The organism is Gemmatimonadota bacterium (assembly GCA_016713785.1).
Taxonomy (GTDB): Bacteria; Gemmatimonadota; Gemmatimonadetes; order Gemmatimonadales; family GWC2-71-9; genus JADJOM01.
Map to the genome: position 1 here is coordinate 1,528,006 of JADJOM010000003.1, position 18,335 is coordinate 1,546,340.

Annotated in this window: 18 protein-coding genes; 5 read left to right on the top strand and 13 right to left on the bottom strand. The window is 73.6% G+C overall.

The window, feature by feature from the left end:
• Positions 1–37 precede the first annotated feature (37 nt).
• The 5 genes from IPJ95_14995 to IPJ95_15015 are packed head-to-tail and all read left to right on the top strand — an operon-like array spanning position 38 to position 5,421.
• A complete protein-coding gene (locus IPJ95_14995; GenBank protein ID MBK7924907.1) occupies positions 38–1,675 on the top strand; it encodes a peptide ABC transporter substrate-binding protein in 1,638 nt (545 codons plus the stop codon).
• Positions 1,672–2,646 carry an ABC transporter permease gene (locus IPJ95_15000; GenBank protein MBK7924908.1) on the top strand — a complete coding sequence of 325 codons (975 nt, stop codon included), beginning with the start codon at positions 1,672–1,674 and terminating at the stop codon, positions 2,644–2,646. Before IPJ95_14995 ends, IPJ95_15000 begins: the two co-directional genes overlap by 4 nt.
• Positions 2,643–3,470: an ABC transporter permease gene (locus IPJ95_15005; GenBank protein ID MBK7924909.1), complete on the top strand. Its 828-nt coding sequence runs from the start codon at positions 2,643–2,645 to the stop codon at positions 3,468–3,470. Before IPJ95_15000 ends, IPJ95_15005 begins: the two co-directional genes overlap by 4 nt.
• Positions 3,467–4,450 (top strand): ABC transporter ATP-binding protein, encoded by a 984-nt coding sequence (locus IPJ95_15010; protein MBK7924910.1) that lies wholly within the window; start codon positions 3,467–3,469, stop codon positions 4,448–4,450. The genes IPJ95_15005 and IPJ95_15010 overlap by 4 nt, the downstream gene beginning before the upstream one ends.
• The gene (locus tag IPJ95_15015) at positions 4,447–5,421 is read left to right on the top strand and encodes an ATP-binding cassette domain-containing protein (protein MBK7924911.1); all 975 of its coding nucleotides are present in this window, start codon (positions 4,447–4,449) and stop codon (positions 5,419–5,421) included. The genes IPJ95_15010 and IPJ95_15015 overlap by 4 nt, the downstream gene beginning before the upstream one ends.
• 16 nt (positions 5,422–5,437) lie before the next feature.
• Here IPJ95_15015 and IPJ95_15020 read toward each other — a convergent pair whose 3' ends face one another.
• The 13 genes from IPJ95_15020 to IPJ95_15080 all read right to left on the bottom strand — a co-directional run bounded on the left by IPJ95_15020 (position 5,438) and on the right by IPJ95_15080 (position 18,333).
• A complete protein-coding gene (locus IPJ95_15020; protein ID MBK7924912.1) occupies positions 5,438–8,116 on the bottom strand; it encodes a response regulator in 2,679 nt (892 codons plus the stop codon).
• Positions 8,109–10,604: a response regulator gene (locus IPJ95_15025; protein MBK7924913.1), complete on the bottom strand. Its 2,496-nt coding sequence runs from the start codon at positions 10,602–10,604 to the stop codon at positions 8,109–8,111. Before IPJ95_15025 ends, IPJ95_15020 begins: the two co-directional genes overlap by 8 nt.
• Positions 10,601–11,452 (bottom strand): HDOD domain-containing protein, encoded by an 852-nt coding sequence (locus IPJ95_15030; protein MBK7924914.1) that lies wholly within the window; start codon positions 11,450–11,452, stop codon positions 10,601–10,603. Before IPJ95_15030 ends, IPJ95_15025 begins: the two co-directional genes overlap by 4 nt.
• Entirely contained in the window at positions 11,445–11,825 is a 381-nt protein-coding gene (locus IPJ95_15035; protein MBK7924915.1) for a hypothetical protein, read from the bottom strand. Before IPJ95_15035 ends, IPJ95_15030 begins: the two co-directional genes overlap by 8 nt.
• A 3-nt stretch (positions 11,826–11,828) precedes the next feature.
• Complete coding sequence (locus tag IPJ95_15040; GenBank protein MBK7924916.1) at positions 11,829–12,188, bottom strand: Hpt domain-containing protein; 360 nt, start codon at positions 12,186–12,188, stop codon at positions 11,829–11,831.
• A 19-nt stretch (positions 12,189–12,207) separates the two neighbouring features.
• Positions 12,208–12,792, bottom strand: a complete 585-nt coding sequence (locus IPJ95_15045; GenBank protein MBK7924917.1) for a response regulator — start codon at positions 12,790–12,792, stop codon at positions 12,208–12,210.
• Complete coding sequence (locus tag IPJ95_15050) at positions 12,789–13,637, bottom strand: protein-glutamate O-methyltransferase CheR (GenBank protein ID MBK7924918.1); 849 nt, start codon at positions 13,635–13,637, stop codon at positions 12,789–12,791. The genes IPJ95_15045 and IPJ95_15050 overlap by 4 nt, the downstream gene beginning before the upstream one ends.
• A gap of 18 nt (positions 13,638–13,655) precedes the next feature.
• Positions 13,656–14,771, bottom strand: coding sequence for a chemotaxis response regulator protein-glutamate methylesterase (locus IPJ95_15055; protein MBK7924919.1), 1,116 nt, complete (start codon positions 14,769–14,771; stop codon positions 13,656–13,658).
• A gap of 3 nt (positions 14,772–14,774) precedes the next feature.
• Positions 14,775–15,146, bottom strand: a complete 372-nt coding sequence (locus IPJ95_15060) for a response regulator (GenBank protein MBK7924920.1) — start codon at positions 15,144–15,146, stop codon at positions 14,775–14,777.
• A 29-nt stretch (positions 15,147–15,175) separates the two neighbouring features.
• Complete coding sequence (locus tag IPJ95_15065) at positions 15,176–15,748, bottom strand: response regulator (GenBank protein MBK7924921.1); 573 nt, start codon at positions 15,746–15,748, stop codon at positions 15,176–15,178.
• Positions 15,749–17,359: a methyl-accepting chemotaxis protein gene (locus tag IPJ95_15070; protein MBK7924922.1), complete on the bottom strand. Its 1,611-nt coding sequence runs from the start codon at positions 17,357–17,359 to the stop codon at positions 15,749–15,751.
• Positions 17,360–17,478: 119 nt separating this feature from the next.
• Positions 17,479–17,865, bottom strand: coding sequence for a PilZ domain-containing protein (locus IPJ95_15075; protein MBK7924923.1), 387 nt, complete (start codon positions 17,863–17,865; stop codon positions 17,479–17,481).
• A 9-nt stretch (positions 17,866–17,874) separates the two neighbouring features.
• Positions 17,875–18,333 carry a chemotaxis protein CheX gene (locus IPJ95_15080; protein ID MBK7924924.1) on the bottom strand — a complete coding sequence of 153 codons (459 nt, stop codon included), beginning with the start codon at positions 18,331–18,333 and terminating at the stop codon, positions 17,875–17,877.
• Between the last annotated feature and the right edge of the window lie 2 nt (positions 18,334–18,335).

The following is an 18,335-nucleotide window of genomic DNA, read 5'->3' on the forward strand; positions in this document are numbered from 1 at the left end:
TAGCGCGGGTGCGGAGCCCCGGGCTACTATCCTAGGCGTGACGCCCACACGCCTCCCATATCTGCTCGCCGCCCTGCTCGCCGGGGCCCCCGCACTCGCCGCCCAGGCCACCCCAGGGCGCGGGACCCTCGTCATCGTGGTTGCCTCGGAGCCCACCAGCCCGGTGCCCACGCTCTGGCGCGGGGACCAGGGCAATCGCGAGGTCTCCGACCTCCTGTTCCTGCACCTCGCCACGCCCGACCCCTCGTACCGCCTGACGGACGAGAAGGCCTGGCAGCCCGCGCTGGCGCGGAGCTGGCGGCGGCGCGATTCGCTGACCCTCGCCTTCGAGCTCGACCCACGGGCCCGCTGGGAAGACGGCGTGGCGGTCACCGCCCGCGACGTGGCGTTCGCCGCGGACCGGGCCCGCGAGCCGCGCCTGGGCGGCGCCCTGGCCACGCTGCTCCGCCGCGTCGCCAGCGTCACGGCGGAGTCGGAGCGGGTGGTGGTGTTCCGCTTCCGCGAGCGCTACAGCGAGCAGTTCTACGATGCCGTGTTCCACGCGCCGCCGCTCCCGGCCCACCTGCTGGCGGCCCTCCCCCCCGATTCGGTGGGTACCAGCCCCTTCGTGCAGCGCCCGGTGGGCAACGGGCCCTACCGGCTGGGCCAGCGGGTGGCGGGCCAGCAGGTGACGCTGGTGGCCAACCCCCGGTTCTTCCTGGGCCGGGTGGGCATCGGGCGGCTGATCTTCCTGCTGGCGCCCTCGCCCGAGGCGCGGGTCAACCTGCTGCTGTCGGGCGAGGCCGATGCGATGGACAACATCTACGCCCTCCCCAACCCGGCCCGGCTCGAGGCCGCGCCGGAGTTCCAGCGTTACCCGCTCCCCGGGCTCGTCCTCAACTTCGCCAGCCTCAACCTCCGGGACCCCGCCGACACCGCGCGGCCGCATCCCGTCCTGGCCGACGTGGCGGTGCGGCGCGCCCTGACGCTCGCGGTCAACCGCGAGTCGATGAGCCGGACGGCGTACGGGCCCTTCACCCACGCGCCCTCGGGCCCGGTCTCCGCGCTGGTGGGGCGCGGCCTCGACGCGCCGCCCCCGCCTCCGTACGACACCGCGGCCGCCCGGCGGACGCTGGCCGCGGCCGGCTGGCGGGATCACGATGGCGACGGGGTCCTCGATCGCGACGGGCGCGCGCTCACCTTCCGGGTCATGGTGCCATCGGTGTCCGCGAGCCGGATCCGCATGGCAGCCGAGATGCAGGAGGCGTGGCGCCGGCTCGGGATCCGCGCGGAGGTCGAGCAGGTGGAGCGCGCGGTCTACAGCGCCCGGTTTGCCGCGGGGCAGTTCGACGTGGCGATGCACGGGGTCAACCAGGACCCGACCCCCTCTGGGCTGACCCAGAGCTGGAGTTGCACCGGCACCGGGGGGTCCAACGTGATCCACTACTGCAACCCGCGGGTGGACTCATTGCTCGCCAGGGGGCAGCTCAGCACCCGGGACGCCGGCCGCTACTATAAGGAAGCGGTGCGCCTCATCGCCGCCGACCAGCCGGCCATCTTCCTGGCCGCGCCGGTGGCCGGGATCGTGGTGCACCGCCGGTTCACGCGGGTGCAGCTGCGCGCGGAATCCACCTGGGCGGACGCCTGGCGCTGGAGCCTCCGGCCCGAGCTCGCGCTGGAGCGCGACGGCCGGTGAGCCGGTGGCTGCTCCGCCGCCTCCTGGGGGCGGCGGTCACGCTGCTGCTCGCGATCACGCTCGTCTTCTTCCTCATGCGCCTCACCCCGGGCGACCCGCTGGCCCGGCTCAGCGAGGATCGCCCCCTGCCGCCCGAGGCCATCGCCGCCCTGCGGGCGCGCTACGGCCTCGACCAGCCCCTGCCCCGCCAGTATGCCGCCTTCCTCGGCGGCGCGCTCCGCGGCGACCTGGGTGGCTCCATCGAGCACGGTGGCCGCCCGGTGCGGACGCTTCTCGGGGAGCGGCTGCCGGCCACCCTGCTGCTGGGCGGGTCGGCGCTGCTGCTCAACTTCACGCTTGGCGTGTGGCTCGGGGTGTGGCAGGCCGCCCGGCGGGGCGGCGCCGCCGACCACGCCGCGACGGTGCTCACCCTCGTGGCCTACGCCACCCCGTCGTTCTGGCTCGGCATCGTGCTGGCCTGGGGGCTGGGCACCGAGCTGCGCTGGTTCCCCGTCGGCTTCATGCATGCCGTGTGGCTCCCCCCGGACGCGGATCCGTTCACCCGGTTCCGGGACCTGCTCTGGCACCTGGTGCTCCCCGTCGTGACCCTGTCGGCCGGGACCATCGGGGCCACCGTCCGCTTCCAGCGCGCCGCGATGATCGAGGCGCTGCGGCTCGACGCGGTCCGGACGGCGCGCAGCAAGGGGCTGCCGGAGCGCGCGGTGCGCTGGCGGCACGCCTGGCGCAACGCCCTCGGCCCGATGCTCGCCCTCTTCGGGCTGTGGCTGCCGCTCCTGGTGGCCGGCTCGGTGTTCGTGGAACAGATCTTCTCCTGGCCCGGGCTGGGCAGCCTGGTGGCGGATGCCATCGGCACCCGCGACTACCCGGTGCTCATGGGCGCCACGCTGCTGGTCTCCACGACGATCGTCGGGGGCAACCTGCTGGCCGACGTGCTGCAGCGCTGGCTCGACCCGAGGCTGCGCGCCGCATGACGGCGGCCGTCCTGTGGCGCCACGCCGGCGGCCGGGCCGGCATGCTCCTGCTCGGCGCGCTCATCCTGCTGGTGCTGCTGGCCCCGCCCTTCCTCCCGGCGCCCTACCTCCAGCCCGACCCCGAGCATGGCCGGCTGCTGCCGCCCGGCGCCGGCCACCTGCTCGGCACCGACGACCTGAGCCGGGACGTCCTGGCGCGGGTGGTGGCCGGGGGCCGCGTGTCGCTGGCCGTCGCGGCCGGCGCGGTGCTGCTCTCCGTCACGCTCGGGACCCTGGTGGGGCTCACCGCCGGCTACCTCGGCGGCTGGGTGGACCAGCTGCTCATGCGGCTGGTGGATGCCGCGCTCGCGGTGCCGCGCCTGTTCCTGCTGCTGATCATCGTCGGCATCATGGAGCGGATCCCGCTCGGCGTCCTGATCGTCGCGATCGGCGCCACCGGATGGTTCGGCACCAGCCGCCTGGTGCGCGCCGAGGTGCTGCGGCTGCGCACGCTGGACTTCGTGCGCGGCGCGCAGGCGCTGGGAGCCGGGCCGCGCCGGGTGGTGTTCCGGCACCTCCTGCCGAACGTGCTGGGTCCGCTGGCCGCGGCCACCACCCTCGCCGTGGGAGACGTCATCCTGCTCGAGGCCGGGCTCTCGTTCCTGGGGCTCGGGGTGCAGCCACCCACCCCCTCGTGGGGCGGGATGATCCTCGCGGCCCGCTCCGACCTGGTCAACGCCCCATGGGTGAGCCTCGCACCGGGCGTCGCGATCGTGCTGACGGTGCTCGCGGTAAACCTGGTGGGCGAGGCCCTGCAGGATCCCGCCGGCGAGGCCGCCACATGACCCCGCTGCTCGAGGTGCGCGACCTCCGGGTGAGCTTCCCGGGCCGCCACGGGCGGGTGCAGCCGGTGGACGGCGTCTCGTTCACCGTGGGGCACGGCGAGACCGTGGCGCTGGTGGGAGAGTCCGGTTCGGGGAAGAGCCTCACCAGCCTGGCGCTGCTGCAGCTCATCCCGCCACCCGGGCGCATCGAGCAGGGCAGCGTGGTTTGCCTGGGAGGCACCGACCTCCTGCCGCTCACCGGCGAGGCGCTGCGGCGGGTGCGTGGACGCCGGATCGGCATGGTGTTCCAGGACCCGATGACGAGCCTCAATCCGGTGCTCACCATCGGCGACCAGGTGGCCGAGACGATCCGCGCCCACCTTCCCGGATCGGCCCGCCAGGCGGCAGACCGGGCGGTGGCCCTCCTCGGCGAGGTGGGCCTGGCCGAGCCGGCGCTTCGGGCACGGCAGTACCCGCACCAGCTGAGCGGCGGCATGCGCCAGCGCGCGCTGATCGCCATCGCGCTCGCCGCGGAGCCCGAGCTCCTGGTGGCGGACGAGCCGACCTCGGCGCTCGACGTCACGGTGCAGGCGCAGATCCTGGAACTGCTTGACGGGCTCCGGGCCAGCCGGCGCCTCTCGGTGCTGCTCATCACCCACGACCTGGGCGTGGTGGCCGGGCGGGCCGATCGCACCCTCGTGATGTATGCCGGTCGGCTGGTCGAGACGGGGCCGACGGCGGCGGTGTTCGGCGCGCCGGCACATCCCTACACGCGGGGCCTCCTGGCCTCGCTCCCGTCGCTGCGCGGCCCGCGGCGGCCCCTGGTGGCCATTCCCGGCAACGTCCCCGATCCGTCGCAGTGGCCGGACGGCTGCCGCTTCCGGCCCCGCTGCCCGGTGGCCGAGGCGCGCTGCGGCACGCAACCGCCCGAGCTGCCGGTGGGCGAGGCCCGCCGCGCGGCCTGCTGGCTGGCGGGACCGGCTGGCGTGGCGGCGCCGTGACCGAGCCGCTGCTGGTGGTGCAGGATCTCTGCCGACACTACCCGAGCGGCGGCTGGCTCCGGCCCGGGCCCGTGGTCCGCGCGGTGGAGGGCGTGTCCCTGGAACTGGCGCGCGGTGAGACCCTGGCACTGGTCGGGGAGAGCGGCTCCGGCAAATCGACCCTGGCGCGGGCACTGCTGCGGCTGGAGGAGCCGGACGCGGGCACCGTGCGCTTCGAAGGCACCGACGTGCGGGGGCTCACGGGCGAGGCGCTGCGGGCGCTCCGCCGGCGGATGCAGATCGTCTTCCAGGACGCGTCCGGCGCGCTCAACCCGCGGATGACGGTGGGGGACGCCGTGGCGGAGGGGCTCGAGATCCACCGCCTCTGCCGGCCCGACGAGCGCCCGGACCGGGTACGCGCGCTGCTGCAGGAGGTGGGACTCGAGCCCGACCTGGCGGGCCGCTATCCCCGGGCCCTCTCCGGCGGCCAGCGACAGCGGGTGGTGATCGCGCGGGCGCTGGCGGTGGAGCCAGCGTTCCTGATCCTCGACGAGCCGGTCTCGGCCCTCGACGTGTCGGTGCAGGCCCAGGTGCTCACGCTGCTGCTCGACCTGCAGCAGCGGCGTGGCCTGGCGTACCTGTACATCGCCCACGACCTGGCGGTGGTGCGGCAGGTGGCCCATCGGGTGGCGGTGATGTACCTGGGACGGGTGGTGGAGATGGGGCCCACCGAGGCGGTGCTCGCCGCGCCGGCCCATCCCTACACCCAGGCGCTGATCTCGGCGGTGCCCGCCCTGGTGGGCGGAGGGGCATCGGGACGGATCGTGCTGAGCGGCGAGCCACCGAGCCCGCTGGCGCCGCCCGCGGGATGCGCATTCCACCCCCGGTGCTTCCACCCCGCCCGCGACGGCCGCTGCGCCGCCGAGCGCCCGGCCCTGCGCGCCCTTGGTCCGGGGCTGGCCGCCTGCCACCACGCGACGCCGACCGCCTGAACGGGGCGGCGCCCGGCTACTCCACCACCTCGAGTTCGGCCGGGAGGGGTGCGCCGCTGGCCGCCGCCTCCAGGGCCCGCTCGTAGAACGGCCGGATCCGCTCGTACTCGCGCAGCAGCCGGGCCGTCTGCTCCGGCACCCGCCGCAGCACGCCGCTCCCGGACAGCTGTTCGATCGTCTGTGCCACCGCGCCCAGCTGCCGCGCCCCCACCAGCCATGCCGCGCCCTTCACCGTATGGGAGACCAGGTGGATCCGCGGCGCGTCGCCGGCGGCCACCGCCGCCTCGAGGTCGGCGAGCCGCCTGGGCGTGTCGGACAGGAAGAGCCGGCAGAGGTCTTCCACCAGCCGCGAGCCCCCGCTCTGGTCGTACGCGCGGAGCTGTTCCAGCGGCGTGATCTCGACCGTCTCCGGGTGCCCGGCCTCGGCCCAGCCGCCCGCGGCCTGCTCGCCCGGGTGCTCGGTGGAGATCCACCGGGCCAGCATGGCCGCCAGGTGCTCGCGGCGGATCGGCTTGGAGATGTAGTCGTCCATGCCGGCCTCGAGGCACCGCTCGCGGTCGCCCTGCATCGCGTTCGCGGTCATGGCCACGATCGGCACCTGCCGGGCGGGCGTGTCGCTCGCCCGGACGGCGCGGGTGGCCTCGTAGCCATCCATCTCCGGCATCTGGCAGTCCATGAACACCAGGTCGTACGGCAGGGTGGCCAGCATCTCCACCGCCTCGCGACCATTCGCCGCCACGTCCACCCGGCAGCCGAGCTTTTCCAGCAGGCGGATCGCCAGCTTCTGGTTGACCGGATTGTCCTCGACGAGGAGGATCCGGGCCGGCACCTCGCGCTGCTCCGGGGTGTGGGCGGGCCGTTCCGCCGCGCGCGCCTCCTCCAGCGAATGCCGGGTGATGAGCGGCAGGCGCTCCGGCGCAGCGCGGGTCTCCCAGGCGAGCGCCATGGCGTCGTGCAGGTCATCGTGGTGCAGCGGCTTGACCAGGTACGCGGCAAACCCGGCCTGGTGGGTCCGGCGGCCGTCACCGGGGCGTCCCTGGGTGGTGAGGTACACCAGCACCAGCTGCTGCAGGCGGGCGTCGGCCGTGATCAGCCGCCCCAGCGCCTCCCCGTCCATGTCAGGCAGCTGCGAGGCAAGGAGCGCCACGCCGTAGCCGTCTCCCTGCGCGGCGGCGCTGGCCAGTTCGGCCAGAGCCTCCTCCCCGTTGGCCACGGTGCAGGGCCGGAGGCCGAGTCCGTCGAGCTGCTCGGCCAGGACGTGGCGGCTGGTGGCGTCGGGATCGACCACGAGTGCGCGCAGCCCCGGGGGGATCGCCCGCGGGCGGCGGGCGGTGACCGCGCCGTGGTCCACCGGGAGCGGCAGCAGCACCCAGAAGGTCGACCCCTGCCCCTCGATGCTCTGGACCCCGATGCGCCCGTGCATGAGCTCGGCCAGCTGGCGCGAGATCGTGAGCCCGAGCCCGGTCCCGCCGAAGCGCCGGGTGGTGGTGTGGTCCGCCTGGGAGAACTTCTCGAAGACCGCGTCGAGGCGGTCGGCGGGGATGCCGATGCCGGAGTCCTCCACCGCGAACCGCACCCATGCCGCGGCGCCGGGACCGCTGTCGAGCTCCGCGTTGATCAGCACGTGGCCCCGGCTGGTGAACTTGACGGCGTTCCCGGCGAGGTTGGTGAGGATCTGCCGGATCCGGCCCGGATCGCCGAGGACGTGGCGGGGGACGTCCGGCGCCACCCGCACGATCAGCTCCAGGCCCTTCTCCTGGGCACGCTGGGCCAGGAGGTCGGCCACTTCCTCGACGGCCACGCGGAGGTCGAAGGAAATGGGCTCGATGGTGAGCTTGCCGGCCTCGATCTTGGAGAAGTCCAGGATGTCGTTGATGATCCCGAGCAGCGCGTCGGCCGAGCGCTGGATCGACTGGGCGTAGTCGCGCTGTTCGGGGTCGAGTGCGGTGTCGAGCAGGAGCCCCGCCATGCCGAGGACCCCGTTCATCGGGGTGCGGATCTCGTGGCTCATGCTGGCCAGGAACTCCGACTTGGCCCGGGTGGAGCTGAGCGCGGCATCCCGTGCCTCCTCGAGGTCCGCCGCCTGGCGCGCGAGCACCGCCGCCTGCTCCGCCAGCGCCACCTCCGCGAGGTGCCGGTCGCTCACGTCGCGCAGGGTGCCGGAGGTGCCGGTGATCGTGCCGGCGCGGTCGACCAGCAGGCGCGCGTGCACCTCGATCCACCGGACGCCGCCCTGGGCGGTGCGATACCGGACCACGTGGCGGCAGTGCTCCTTTTCCCGGGCGATCAGCGGCCCGAAGAGGCGCTCGTTCTCCTCGCGATCGTCGGGGTGCACGGAGGCGAGGAACGGGTGGCCCAGGGTCTCGAGCACCGGGAAGCCGGTGATCCGTTCCCAGGCCGGGTTGAGGTAGGTCCAGGTGCCGGCGGCGTCGGTGCGGAAGATGACCTCGCCGACCGACTCGACCACGGCCTGGAGCGTCTCGTGGCTGCTCCGGACCGCGGCCTCGGTGCGGCGTCGCTCCGGGACCAGCACCAGCAGCCACAGGGACAGCCCGCCGGCCAGCAGGATCGCGGTGGCATCGAGCAGCGTCACCAGCCACCACGGCAGGCCCGCCTCGAACGAGGGCAACACCGTCATCATCACGAGTTCGGTCACGAACACCACCAGCAGCACCTGCACCAGTCCCTTACGCACGGAGCACCCCCTCCGCGGTCAGCGCGGTGAGGGCCCGCTCGAACTCCTCGCGCAACTCGGCGATGGCCCGCGGGTCCGGGCGAGCATCCGCCTCCGCCGCCTGTTCCAGCCCGGCGCACCGGGCCGCCAGGCTGGCGGCCCCGACGGAGCCGGCGCTGCCCTTGAACAGGTGCAGCGAGGACCGCCACGCGCCGGCATTCCCCGCGTGCTGCGCCGCCGCCAGTTGATCCAGCAGCAGCCGGCCCTGCGAGGCGAACAGCTCCACCACCTCGGACACGAACCCGGGCATGCCGTCGGCCTCGATGGCCCGCAGGCCCGCCAGCACCACCTCATCCAGCGGCCGGCCGGCATCGGCGGCGGCACGGTGCCGGCCCCGCACGGCGCTGGGCAGGTACCGTCCCGGGAGCCAGCGCTCGAGGACCTGCTCCAGTTCCTCGCGCTGCACGGGCTTGGAGAGGTAGTCATCCATGCCGGCCTCGAGGCACCGCTCCCGGTCGCCGCGCATGGCGTGGGCCGTCAGGGCCACGATCGTGGTCCGGCTGGCGCCGACCGCCTCGCGGGCCCGCTGCACCCGGGTGGCGGCCAGGCCATCCATGACCGGCATCTGGCAGTCCATCAGCACGAGATCGTAGGGCGCCTCGCCGAGACGGGCCAGGGCCTCCTGGCCGTTCTCCGCCAGCTCGATGACGCACCCCAGGCGGCGGAGCATGCTGGTGACCACCTTGCGATTGACCGCGGCATCATCCACCAGGAGCACCCGCGCCGGGCCGAGGCGGACATCCTCGTGGGGCTCGGCGTCGGGGACGGGGACGGGCGCCGGCTCGACGGGCGCAGGCGCATGGGGCCGGATGCAGGCGCGCAGTTCGCCGCGGCGCACCGGCCGGTTCAGCATCTCATACCCGGGCTGCCGCGCACCTCCACAGGTCGCGAGCCGTGTCTCGACGCCCGTGGCGGCACGGAGGGCCCGCAGGGGCGCGGCGCCAAGGGCGCCGTCCACGATGACGGCCGCAAACGGCTCGCCCCGCGCCCGCTCCCTGGCCAGCTGCCCGAGGGCCGCCTCGGCCCCGGCGACCTGGATCACCGTGGCGCCGTCGGCCGTGAGCAGCTCCCCGACGACCTGGCCCTCGAGATCCGAGGGAAGGCACATCAGGACCCGGTGCCCGGCCAGCATCCCGGCCACGGCGGGGCGCCCGGTGTCCTCCAGGGTGATCAGGGCGGTAAACACGCTCCCCCGCCCCTCGGCGCTCTCCACGCCGACCTGACCGTCCATCATCTCCGCCAGCTCGCGCGTGATGGCCAGCCCCAGGCCCGTCCCGCCGTAGCGCCGGGTGGTGCTGGCATCGGCCTGGGTGAACTTGTGGAAGATGTGGTCCAGCTTGTCGGCGGGGATGCCGATGCCGGTGTCCTCGACCGCCAGCCGGATCACCACCCGCGAGCCGCTGCGCTCCGCGACGGACACGTCCACCAGCACGTGGCCGCGCTCGGTGAACTTGATGGCGTTGGCGGCGAGGTTGGTGAGGATCTGGCGGATCCGCACCGGGTCGGCCAGCACCTCCTCCGGCACCTCCGGCGCCACCCGTGCCACGAACTCGAGCCCGCGTTCCGCGGCGCGGACGGCGAGCAGGGCGGCGGTTTCCTCGATCTCGTCGCGCAGCGACATCGGCACCGGCGTGAGGCTGAGCTTGCCCGCCTCGATCTTGGAGAGGTCGAGGATGTCGTTGAGCAGCACCAGCAGGGCGTTGGCGGAGTGATGCACCGTCTCGGCGTAGTCGCGCTGCTCCGGGTCGAGCTCCGTATCGAGCAGCAGGCTGGCCATCCCGATCACCCCGTTCATCGGGGTCCGGAGCTCATGGCTCATGTTGGCGAGGAACTCGCTCTTGGCGCGGCTCGCCGCCTGGGCCCGCTCATTCGACTCCACCAGCGCGTGGGTCCGTTCGTCCACCAGCCGCTCCAGCCCCTCGCTGTAGGTGGCCAGCTCGCGATAGAGGTCGGCACTCTCCAGGGCCGCGGAGACGTTGCCGAGCAGGATCGCCAGCAGCTTGCTGCTGGCCTCCGGGGTCCGGCCGAGCTCCTCGCCCCCGAGGCCGATGAACATGCCGAGCACCCGGGAGCGGGTGGCCAGGGCATGCAGCAGCACCGTGCCATCCGGGACGGTGAGTGCCGGCACCTGCACCGCGCTGTTCCGCTGCGCCGCCCAGGCGTAGATCCCGGCCGCCACCTGGGCGTCGACCTCGGCCTGCAGCGCGGCGGCGTCCCCGGCGGGATCGGCGTCGACGAGGGCCAGGCCCAGCCCATCCTCCTCGAGGAGGAAGAAGGCGGAGCGGGTGAGCGGCAGCAGCCGCCGCAGCACCGGGCGGGCGGCGCTCAGCACCGCCTCGGGCGTGCGTTCCTTCGGCTGGTCGGCGCGGAAGGAGCCGAGCGCGGCCACGAGGTCGAGCGCCTCGAGGACCCACTGCGGATCGCCGGCGGACGCCTGGGGCCCGGTCATGCGCGATCCGTGGCGATGACCTGCACCGCCGCCTCGTAGTGGCGTTCGACCTCGTCCACCACGTCCTCGACCAGGTCGGGCTGCAGCCCCGCGGTGTCCCACGCCTTGCGGCACAGCGGCGGCACGCCGCTCTCGCCGCTCGAGCCGAAGCCCATGGCGTTGGCCAGCAGGTCCGAGATGTGGACGATCGCGGCCTCGATCGGGAAGCGCTGGGCCCGATCGGGGTGGTGATGGTGCAGCACCGCCTCGCGGAGGCTGGACGGGAGCTTCCACTGCTCCAGCAGGGCGTGCCCCACGTGGGTATGGTCGAAGCCCAGGACCTCGTGCTCGAGCTCGTACAGCGGCCGGCCGGTCTCCCGGCTCCGGGTCACGGCCTCGCGCGCGGCGTCGGGCGCCTGCATGTAGATGATCGGGCGGCCGATGTCGTGCAGCAGCCCGGCCACGAAGAACCGCTCCACGTTCGCCTCGCGGCGCCGCGCGGCCAGCGCCCGGGCCGCCACCCCGCAGGCCACCGAGTGCCGCCAGAACGACTCCATGGTCACCAGGTGCTCGGGCATGTTGGCGAACAGCCGGATCACCGACGTGGCCAGGGCCAGGTCCTGCAGCTGGGCGGTGCCGACGATCGAGATCGCATGGCTCACCGTCTCGATCTTCGAGGGGAACCCGTACATGGCGCTGTTGACCAGCCGCAGCAGCCGGGCCGTCAGGCCGGGGTCCTCCGCGATCACGTTGCCGACATCGGCGGCGGAGGAGCGGGGGTCGCTCACCACCGTGGACAGCCGGAGGTACACCCCCGGCAGCGACGCCACGCTCTGCACCCCGCGCAGCAGTTCCGAGGCCCTAGCCATGGCGCCGGCCCTCCAGGGCCAGGCGCCGCGCCTCGCGGAGCGCCGCCAGCCGGAGCAGCTCGGCCATGAAGGGGTGGTCCAGGTCGGCCACCGGGAAGCGGGCGCGGACGATGGCCTCCGCCTCCGCCACCTGCTCCGGCGTCAGCTCGAGCGGCGCCTCCTCGGCGTCGGCGCCGCCCTCGCCCCGCACCCGGATGGTCATGATGCCCCACAGGGAGAAGGCGCGCAGGTGCCGATCCGTGAGCGCGGTGCCGGCGGGCATGAGCAACCGGCCCTGCTGGTCGCGGACCTCCTCGGCGATGACCATGCCCGCCACCAGGTCATCGACCGGTGTCGGGACACCCTGGACGCGTGCCTGCAGGGGCGCCGCCATGCCTCAGGCCTCGACCGGCCGGGCCAGCGGCTGCAGCACCTGGCGCGCCGCCCCGAGTTCCCGCTCCAGCAGCGCCAGCGCGTCGGCGCCGGGCACCTGTCCCGCGCGAGCGGTCGCCTCGATGGCGCGGCTCGCCTCCTGCACCCGGACCAGTCCCAGGCTGGCCGCGGAGCCCTTGAGCGCGTGCGCGATGCCCACCACGTCCGGGGCACGGCCGGCACGGCTGCAGCCGGCGATCGCGGTCCACCGGATCGGGGCCTCGGTCAGGAACACCTGGGCAAGCTCCGCCACGAAGGTGCCGTCGTCGTCCATCCCCTGCAGGCGTTGCAGGATCTGCGGGTCCAACACGGGCCGCTCGGCCATGGGTGTGCCTCCTTCCGTCTCAGGCGCGGGCGCCAGGGTCGTGGCGCTCCGCGCGTTCCAGCTGGGGCCGGATCTGCGTGTCGTAGCACTCGGGGCAGATGCCGTGGCTGAACTGGGCCTCGGTGCGGTGCGAGACGTACTCCTCGACCTGGCACCAGTGGTCCCCTTCATCGCGGACCCGCTTGCAGTATGAGCAGATCGGGAGCAGCCCCTCGAGTTGCTTCACCTCGAGCTGCAGCCCGAGCACCCGCTCCGCCACCCGCAGCCGGGCGTGCAGCTCGGCCCGGTCGAGCGGCTTGGTGGCGAAGTCGTCGGCGCCGGCATTCATGCCGTCGAGCCAGCGGTCATGCCCGGCCAGGGCGGTGAGCAGCACCACCCAGGTGTAGCGGTCGGCCGCGCGGCTCCGAATGCGACGGGTGAGCTCGAGCCCATCCATCCGGGGCATCATCCAGTCGGTGATCACCACGTCGGCCGGCTCGCGGCTGAACGCCTCCCAGGCCGCCTGGCCGTCATCGGCCGCGACGGTCGCGTGACCGAGCTGCGTCAGGGTCGCCACCAGGATCCGCTGGGACACCGGATCGTCATCCACCACGAGCACCCTCATGCCGCGCTCCCCGCCGCCCGCAGGCTGGCGCCGCCGGCCCGGTACGCCACCGAGCCGCCGACCACCACCCGCTCCCAGGCGTCGTCCACCATCACGGTGGTCTCCGCGCTGCCGAGCAGGAGGAAGCCGTCGGGGCGCAGGGCCTGCCGGGCCCGGCGCAGGATGGCCCGCTTGGTGTCGAGGTCGAAGTAGATCAGCACGTTGCGCAGGAAGATCACGTCGAACCGGGGCAGGGGCGGCCACCCCTCCATGAGGTTCATCTCACGGGCCTGCACCCAGCGGCGCAGGTCGGGCTTCACCTGCCACCGCGTGCCCTGCCGGTCGAAGTACTTCACCAGCAGCGGCGCCGGCAGCCCACGGTTCATCTCGAGCTGGCCGTAGCTCGCCTGCTGGGTGCGCCGCACCATGTCGCGGGAGAGGTCGGTGGCGAGGATGCTCACGTCCCACGCGCGCAGCCCGGGGAAGTGCTCCGCCAGCAGCATGGCCAGGCTGTACGCCTCCTGGCCGCTGGAGCAGGCGTTGCTCCAGAAGCGCAGGCGGCGCTCGCTGGCCCGGGCGGCGATCAGCTCCGGCAGCAGCCGGTGCTGCAGCGCCTCGAACGGATGATGGTCGCGGAAGAAGCTGGTCTCGTTGGTGGTCATCGCCTCCACCACGGCCCGCTCCAGCTCGCCCCGCGGGTCGGCGCGGAGCGCCGCGGCCAGCGTCGCGAGCGAGGGCAGCTGGCGGTCGCGGAGCAACGGGACCAGTCGGCTCTCCACCAGGTATTCCTTTCCCGGTTCGAGCACGATGGCGGAGCGCTCGCGCACGAGCCCCCGCAGGAAGTCAAACTCCGCCGGTCCCAGCATCGCCGCGATCCTCCCTGATCATCGGGCGCTCACCGTCACCGGTGGCACGCCGCCGATCCGCGCCAGGCGTCCCACGCCGGCCCGCTGGATCAGCTCCGCCGTCACCTTCTCCAGCGGCAGCACGGCATCGGCCAGGCCGGCGCCGACCACCGCGCCCGGCATGCCCCAGACCACCGCGCTGGCCTCGTCCTGGGCCAGCACCACCCCGCCCGCCTTCCGGATCTCCTCGGCCCCGCGGAGCCCGTCCTGCCCCATCCCGGTGAGCACCAGGCCCAGCGTCCGGTTCCCCACGAGGGCGGCCGCGCTGCGAAAGAGCGGGTCGACCGCCGGCCGGCAGGAGTTCTCCGGCGGGTCCTGGGTGAGCCGCAGGCGGAGCACCTCGCCGTCCCGCCGCAGCACCATGTGGGAGCTTCCGGGCGCCACCCAGACCACGCCGGGCTCCACCACCCCGCCCTCTTCTCCCTCGCGCACCGCGAGCCGGGAGGTGGAGGCGAGCCGCTCGGCCAGGAACCGGGTGAACACCGGCGGCATGTGCTGCACGATCACCACCGGCAGCGGGAAGTCCGCCGGGAGCGCCGGGATGACGCTGGCGAGGGCGTTGGGGCCGCCGGTGGAGACCCCGATGGCCAGCAGGTCCACCCGCTGCGGCAGCGCCGGCCGCGGGGCCGCGCCGGCCGCCGCCGGGGCGCGGGGCGGCGCGGTCGCGGGCCGGGGCCGCACGGCGCCCCGGCCACACAGCGCCTTGATGCGGGGGATGAGGTCGTCCCGCACCCGGTCCTGGGCCAGCGTCACGCTGCCGACGTTGGCCGGCTTGGTGACGTAGTCCGAGGCGCCGCGCGTCAGCGCTTCGAGCGTGGCGGCGGCGCCGCGCTCGGTGAGGGTGCTGAACATGATGACCGGGAGGCGCGGGTAGAGCTTGCGCAGCTCCACCAGCGTCCCGAGCCCGTCCAGCTCCGGCATCTCGATGTCGAGGGTCACCAGGTCCGGCTTCAGGCCCGCCAGCTTCTGCAGCGCCAGGCGGCCGTTGGCCGCGGTGCCCACCACCTCGATGTCCGGATCGGACGAGAGGACGTCGGTGACGATGCGGCGCACCACCACCGCATCATCGACCACCAGCACGCGGATCTTCGCCATGGCTCAGCCCGCGGCGAGCCCCACGAGCTGCAGCTTCTCGTGCAGCACGTCCTTGGTGAAGGGCTTCATGACGTACTCATTGGCCCCCGCCTCGAGCGCCCGCTGCATCTGGCTCATCTCGGTCTCGGTGGTGACCATCATGATGACCGTGTCCTTCCACGCCGGGTTGCCCCGGGCCGCCACCAGGAAGTCGAAGCCGTTCATCTCGGGCATGTTCCAGTCGACCAGGATCAGGTCCACCTTGCCGACCTCGGCGAGGCGGTCCAGCGCTTCCTTGCCGTGGCCGGCCTCGAACAGCTCGAAGCCCAGCTCCTTGACGGTCTTCCCGATGATGCTGCGGATTGCCCGCGAATCATCCACGACCAGCGCACGCACTGCCGCCTCCTTGCTCCAGGGTTAGCTCGTCAGCCCTGCTCGACCGCCTCGGACACCCGCGCCGGGCGGGCGTCCCGCCGCCGGCACTCGGGGCACTGCACGCGCGGGTTGCGCCGCCGCACCTCTGCCGCCACCTGCCGCAGGTCCACCCAGCGGCCATTGTCCTGCCGGACCCGGGCGCACCCGGGGCAGCAGTGATGCATCGCCTCCAGGTACGCCAGCTTGGACTCCATCCCCAGGATCCGTTCCGCCACCCGGAGCCGGGTCACCAGCTCGTCGGGGTCGAAGGGCTTGGTGAGGAAGTCGTCCGCCCCCGCGTTCATCGCCTCGAGGTAGTTCTGCTTCCCGCCCAGCGCGGTCAGCACCACCAGCCAGGTGTAGCGGTCATCCGGCGCGTCGCGCCGCACCCGGCGGCAGAGGTCCAGGCCGTCGAGGCGCGGCATCATCCAGTCGGTGATCACCACCGGCGGGCGCTCCTGCTCGTACAGCTGCCACGCCTCCGCGCCGTCCCGCGCCGCCAGCACGCCGTAGCCCAGCTTCTTGAGCGTCCGCTCCAGGACCAGCCGGGACGTGGTATCGTCTTCCGCGATCAGGATCCGCACCTAGACCTCTGCCGCCACCCGTGGTTCGGGGCGCACCCCGGTGCGCCGCGCCCTGCCCTGCCCCCCGGTCCGGAACTGCCCCACCAGGCGCTCCAGCGCCGACGACATGCGGGCCAGGTCGGCGGCGGTGCGGGCGGCCTCCCCGGCCGCCGTGCTCGACTCCTCCGCCGTCTGCGCCGCCGCGAGCATCACCTGGGCGATCTCGGTGGTGCCCCCCGCCGCGTCCTGCACCCCGCGGCCCATCTCGTTGGCCACCGCGCTCTGCTCCTCCACCGCGCTGGCGATCCCGCCCTGGTACTGGTTGATCTGGTCCACCACCTTGGCGATGCGCCGGATGGCCTGGACCACCTCGCCCACCTGCTGCTGCACCGCCTCGATCCGCCGGGCGATGTCCTCACTCGAGGCCGCCGCCTGGTTGGCCAGGTCCTTGACCTCGTGCGCCACGACGGCGAAGCCCTTGCCGGCGTCGCCCGCCCGCGCCGCCTCGATGGTGGCGTTGAGCGCCAGCAGGTTGGTCTTCTGCGCCACCGCGGTGATGGACGTGAGCACCACCCCGATCTCCGCGCTGCCCTGCCCCAGCCGCTCCACCGTCCGGTCGGCCTCGCCGGCCAGCACCGCCGCCTCGGACGCCACCGTGGCCGCCTCGGCGGCGCTGCGCGCGATCTCCTTGATCGCCGAGGAGAGCTGCTCCACCCCCGTGGCGATGCTCTGCACGCTGTTGCTCACGCCACCCGCCGTGCTGGCGGCCTGGCCCGACTGCGCCCGGCCGGTATCGCTCGAGACGGTCAGCTGGCGGCTCACCGCCGACATCTGCTCCGCGGCCGCCGCCAGCGAGGTCGCGTTCTCGGCGATGAGCACCACCGTCTGCTCGATCTTGGCCACGAAGGTGTTGAACGAGCGGGCCAGCTCCCCGAGTTCGTCCTCGCCGGTGTATTCCACCCGCGCGCCCAGGTCGCCGTCGCCCTCCGCCACCTCCGCCAGCCGATGGCCCACCATGCGGATGGGCGTGAGGATCGAGCGGCCGACCAGCGTCAGCACCAGCCCGAGCAGCCCCGCGCCGCCGACGGCCAGGCCCAGGGCGAGCCGTTCCAGCTGCCGCCCCCTGGTCCCCGCGGCGGCCACGCTGGCGTCATTCGCCGCCTCAATCACGGCGCGCACCGCCTCGGCCTGCCGCTCCACCTCCCGGAAGACCGACTGGAACTGCTCCAGCGTCTCGCGCCCGTCCATCGCGGACGTGGCGCTCTCGTGGTAGCGCGCCAGCAGCGGGGCCAGGCCCGCCAGGGCCGCCCGGGTCTCCGGCGTCAGGTCGAGCGCCCCATTGGCCTGCACCAGGGAGTCGAACGCGGCGAAGTGGGTATCAAGCTCGGCGCGCGCCTCCGCCCGCAGGGCCGGCCCGGAGGCCAGCCGGCTGGCCAGGACGTCCCCGCGAATGGCGTCGTGCATCATGTCGGCCTGCTGGTGGTTGGCCAGCGCTGTCCCGCTCAGGTGCAGGTCCTCGATGGCCGCCTCCAGCTGCCGGACGCTCCAGAAGCACATGCCCGCGAGCGCGGCCGCCAGCGCCACCGAGACCCAGCCCAGCCCGAAGAGTTTGCGACGGATGGTCCACGCCATGGAGCGCCCTGACCTGTGAAGAGTCCGGGGCCCGGGCCCGGCGGTCGCCGGGCGCATGCCCCCACGTCACTGGTATCGGCAGCGGGGGGCGCGGGCTTGACCCGCGCCGGGAGGTGGGATCAGGCGTCCCGCTTGAGGCCCAGGTGGTCGTGGAACTCCTGCTCCACCTGGTGCGGATCGTGGGTGTTGAAGAGGATGAGGTTGCGCAGGTGCTCCAGGCTGTCGATGCCGACGATCTCGGTGAACTGGATCGCGACACCCCCGGGGCCCGGACGCACCACGGCGCCCTGAGCGTGGACCACGATCTCGGTCCCCTCCAGGTGCATCCGGATGTCACAGGGCGTTCCCGGTGCCGGCGCCGCCGCCGTGCGCAGGAAGCCGCCCTTGAGGCTCAGGTTCTCCAGCGTGCCGTCCAGGCGCGTGCCCCCATCCAGGGTCACCTCGGCCTGGAGGTGCACCGGCACCCGGCTGAATTCGCGGCGGTGGGGCAAGGGTACGTCGGTCATCTGGGCCTCCTAGTGCTTCCCGTTCTCGGATTTCTTGAGCAGCCGCACCACGACGGGTGAGCCCTGGCACTTGAACCCCACGCTGGTCACCAACTCGCTGCCGGGGACCCGCGCGGTGTAGGCGCTGCCCTCGACGACCGTGGGGAGCGACAGCCGGCACCCCTCGGGCAGCAGCGCCTTGACGTTGCCCCCGGTCATGTTGGTCAGCTCACCCATGGCATCCTGCATGTCGGATGGGGTGGCGTTCGCCAGGTCCACGCCGAACATCGTGGCCGCCGCGGTCCGCGCGAACTCGGCCGAACACTCGATGGTGACCGCGCCCTCCCACGCGCCGGTGAAGTGCACCCAGCCCGACACCACCCGGTCCGGCGGCGGCGGGATCTCCGGCGACCGGACCAGGGGGGTGCCCAGGACCGAGTCCCAGACCATTTCCGCCACCTGCCGGATCTCTTCCTCGAGGAACTGCATCA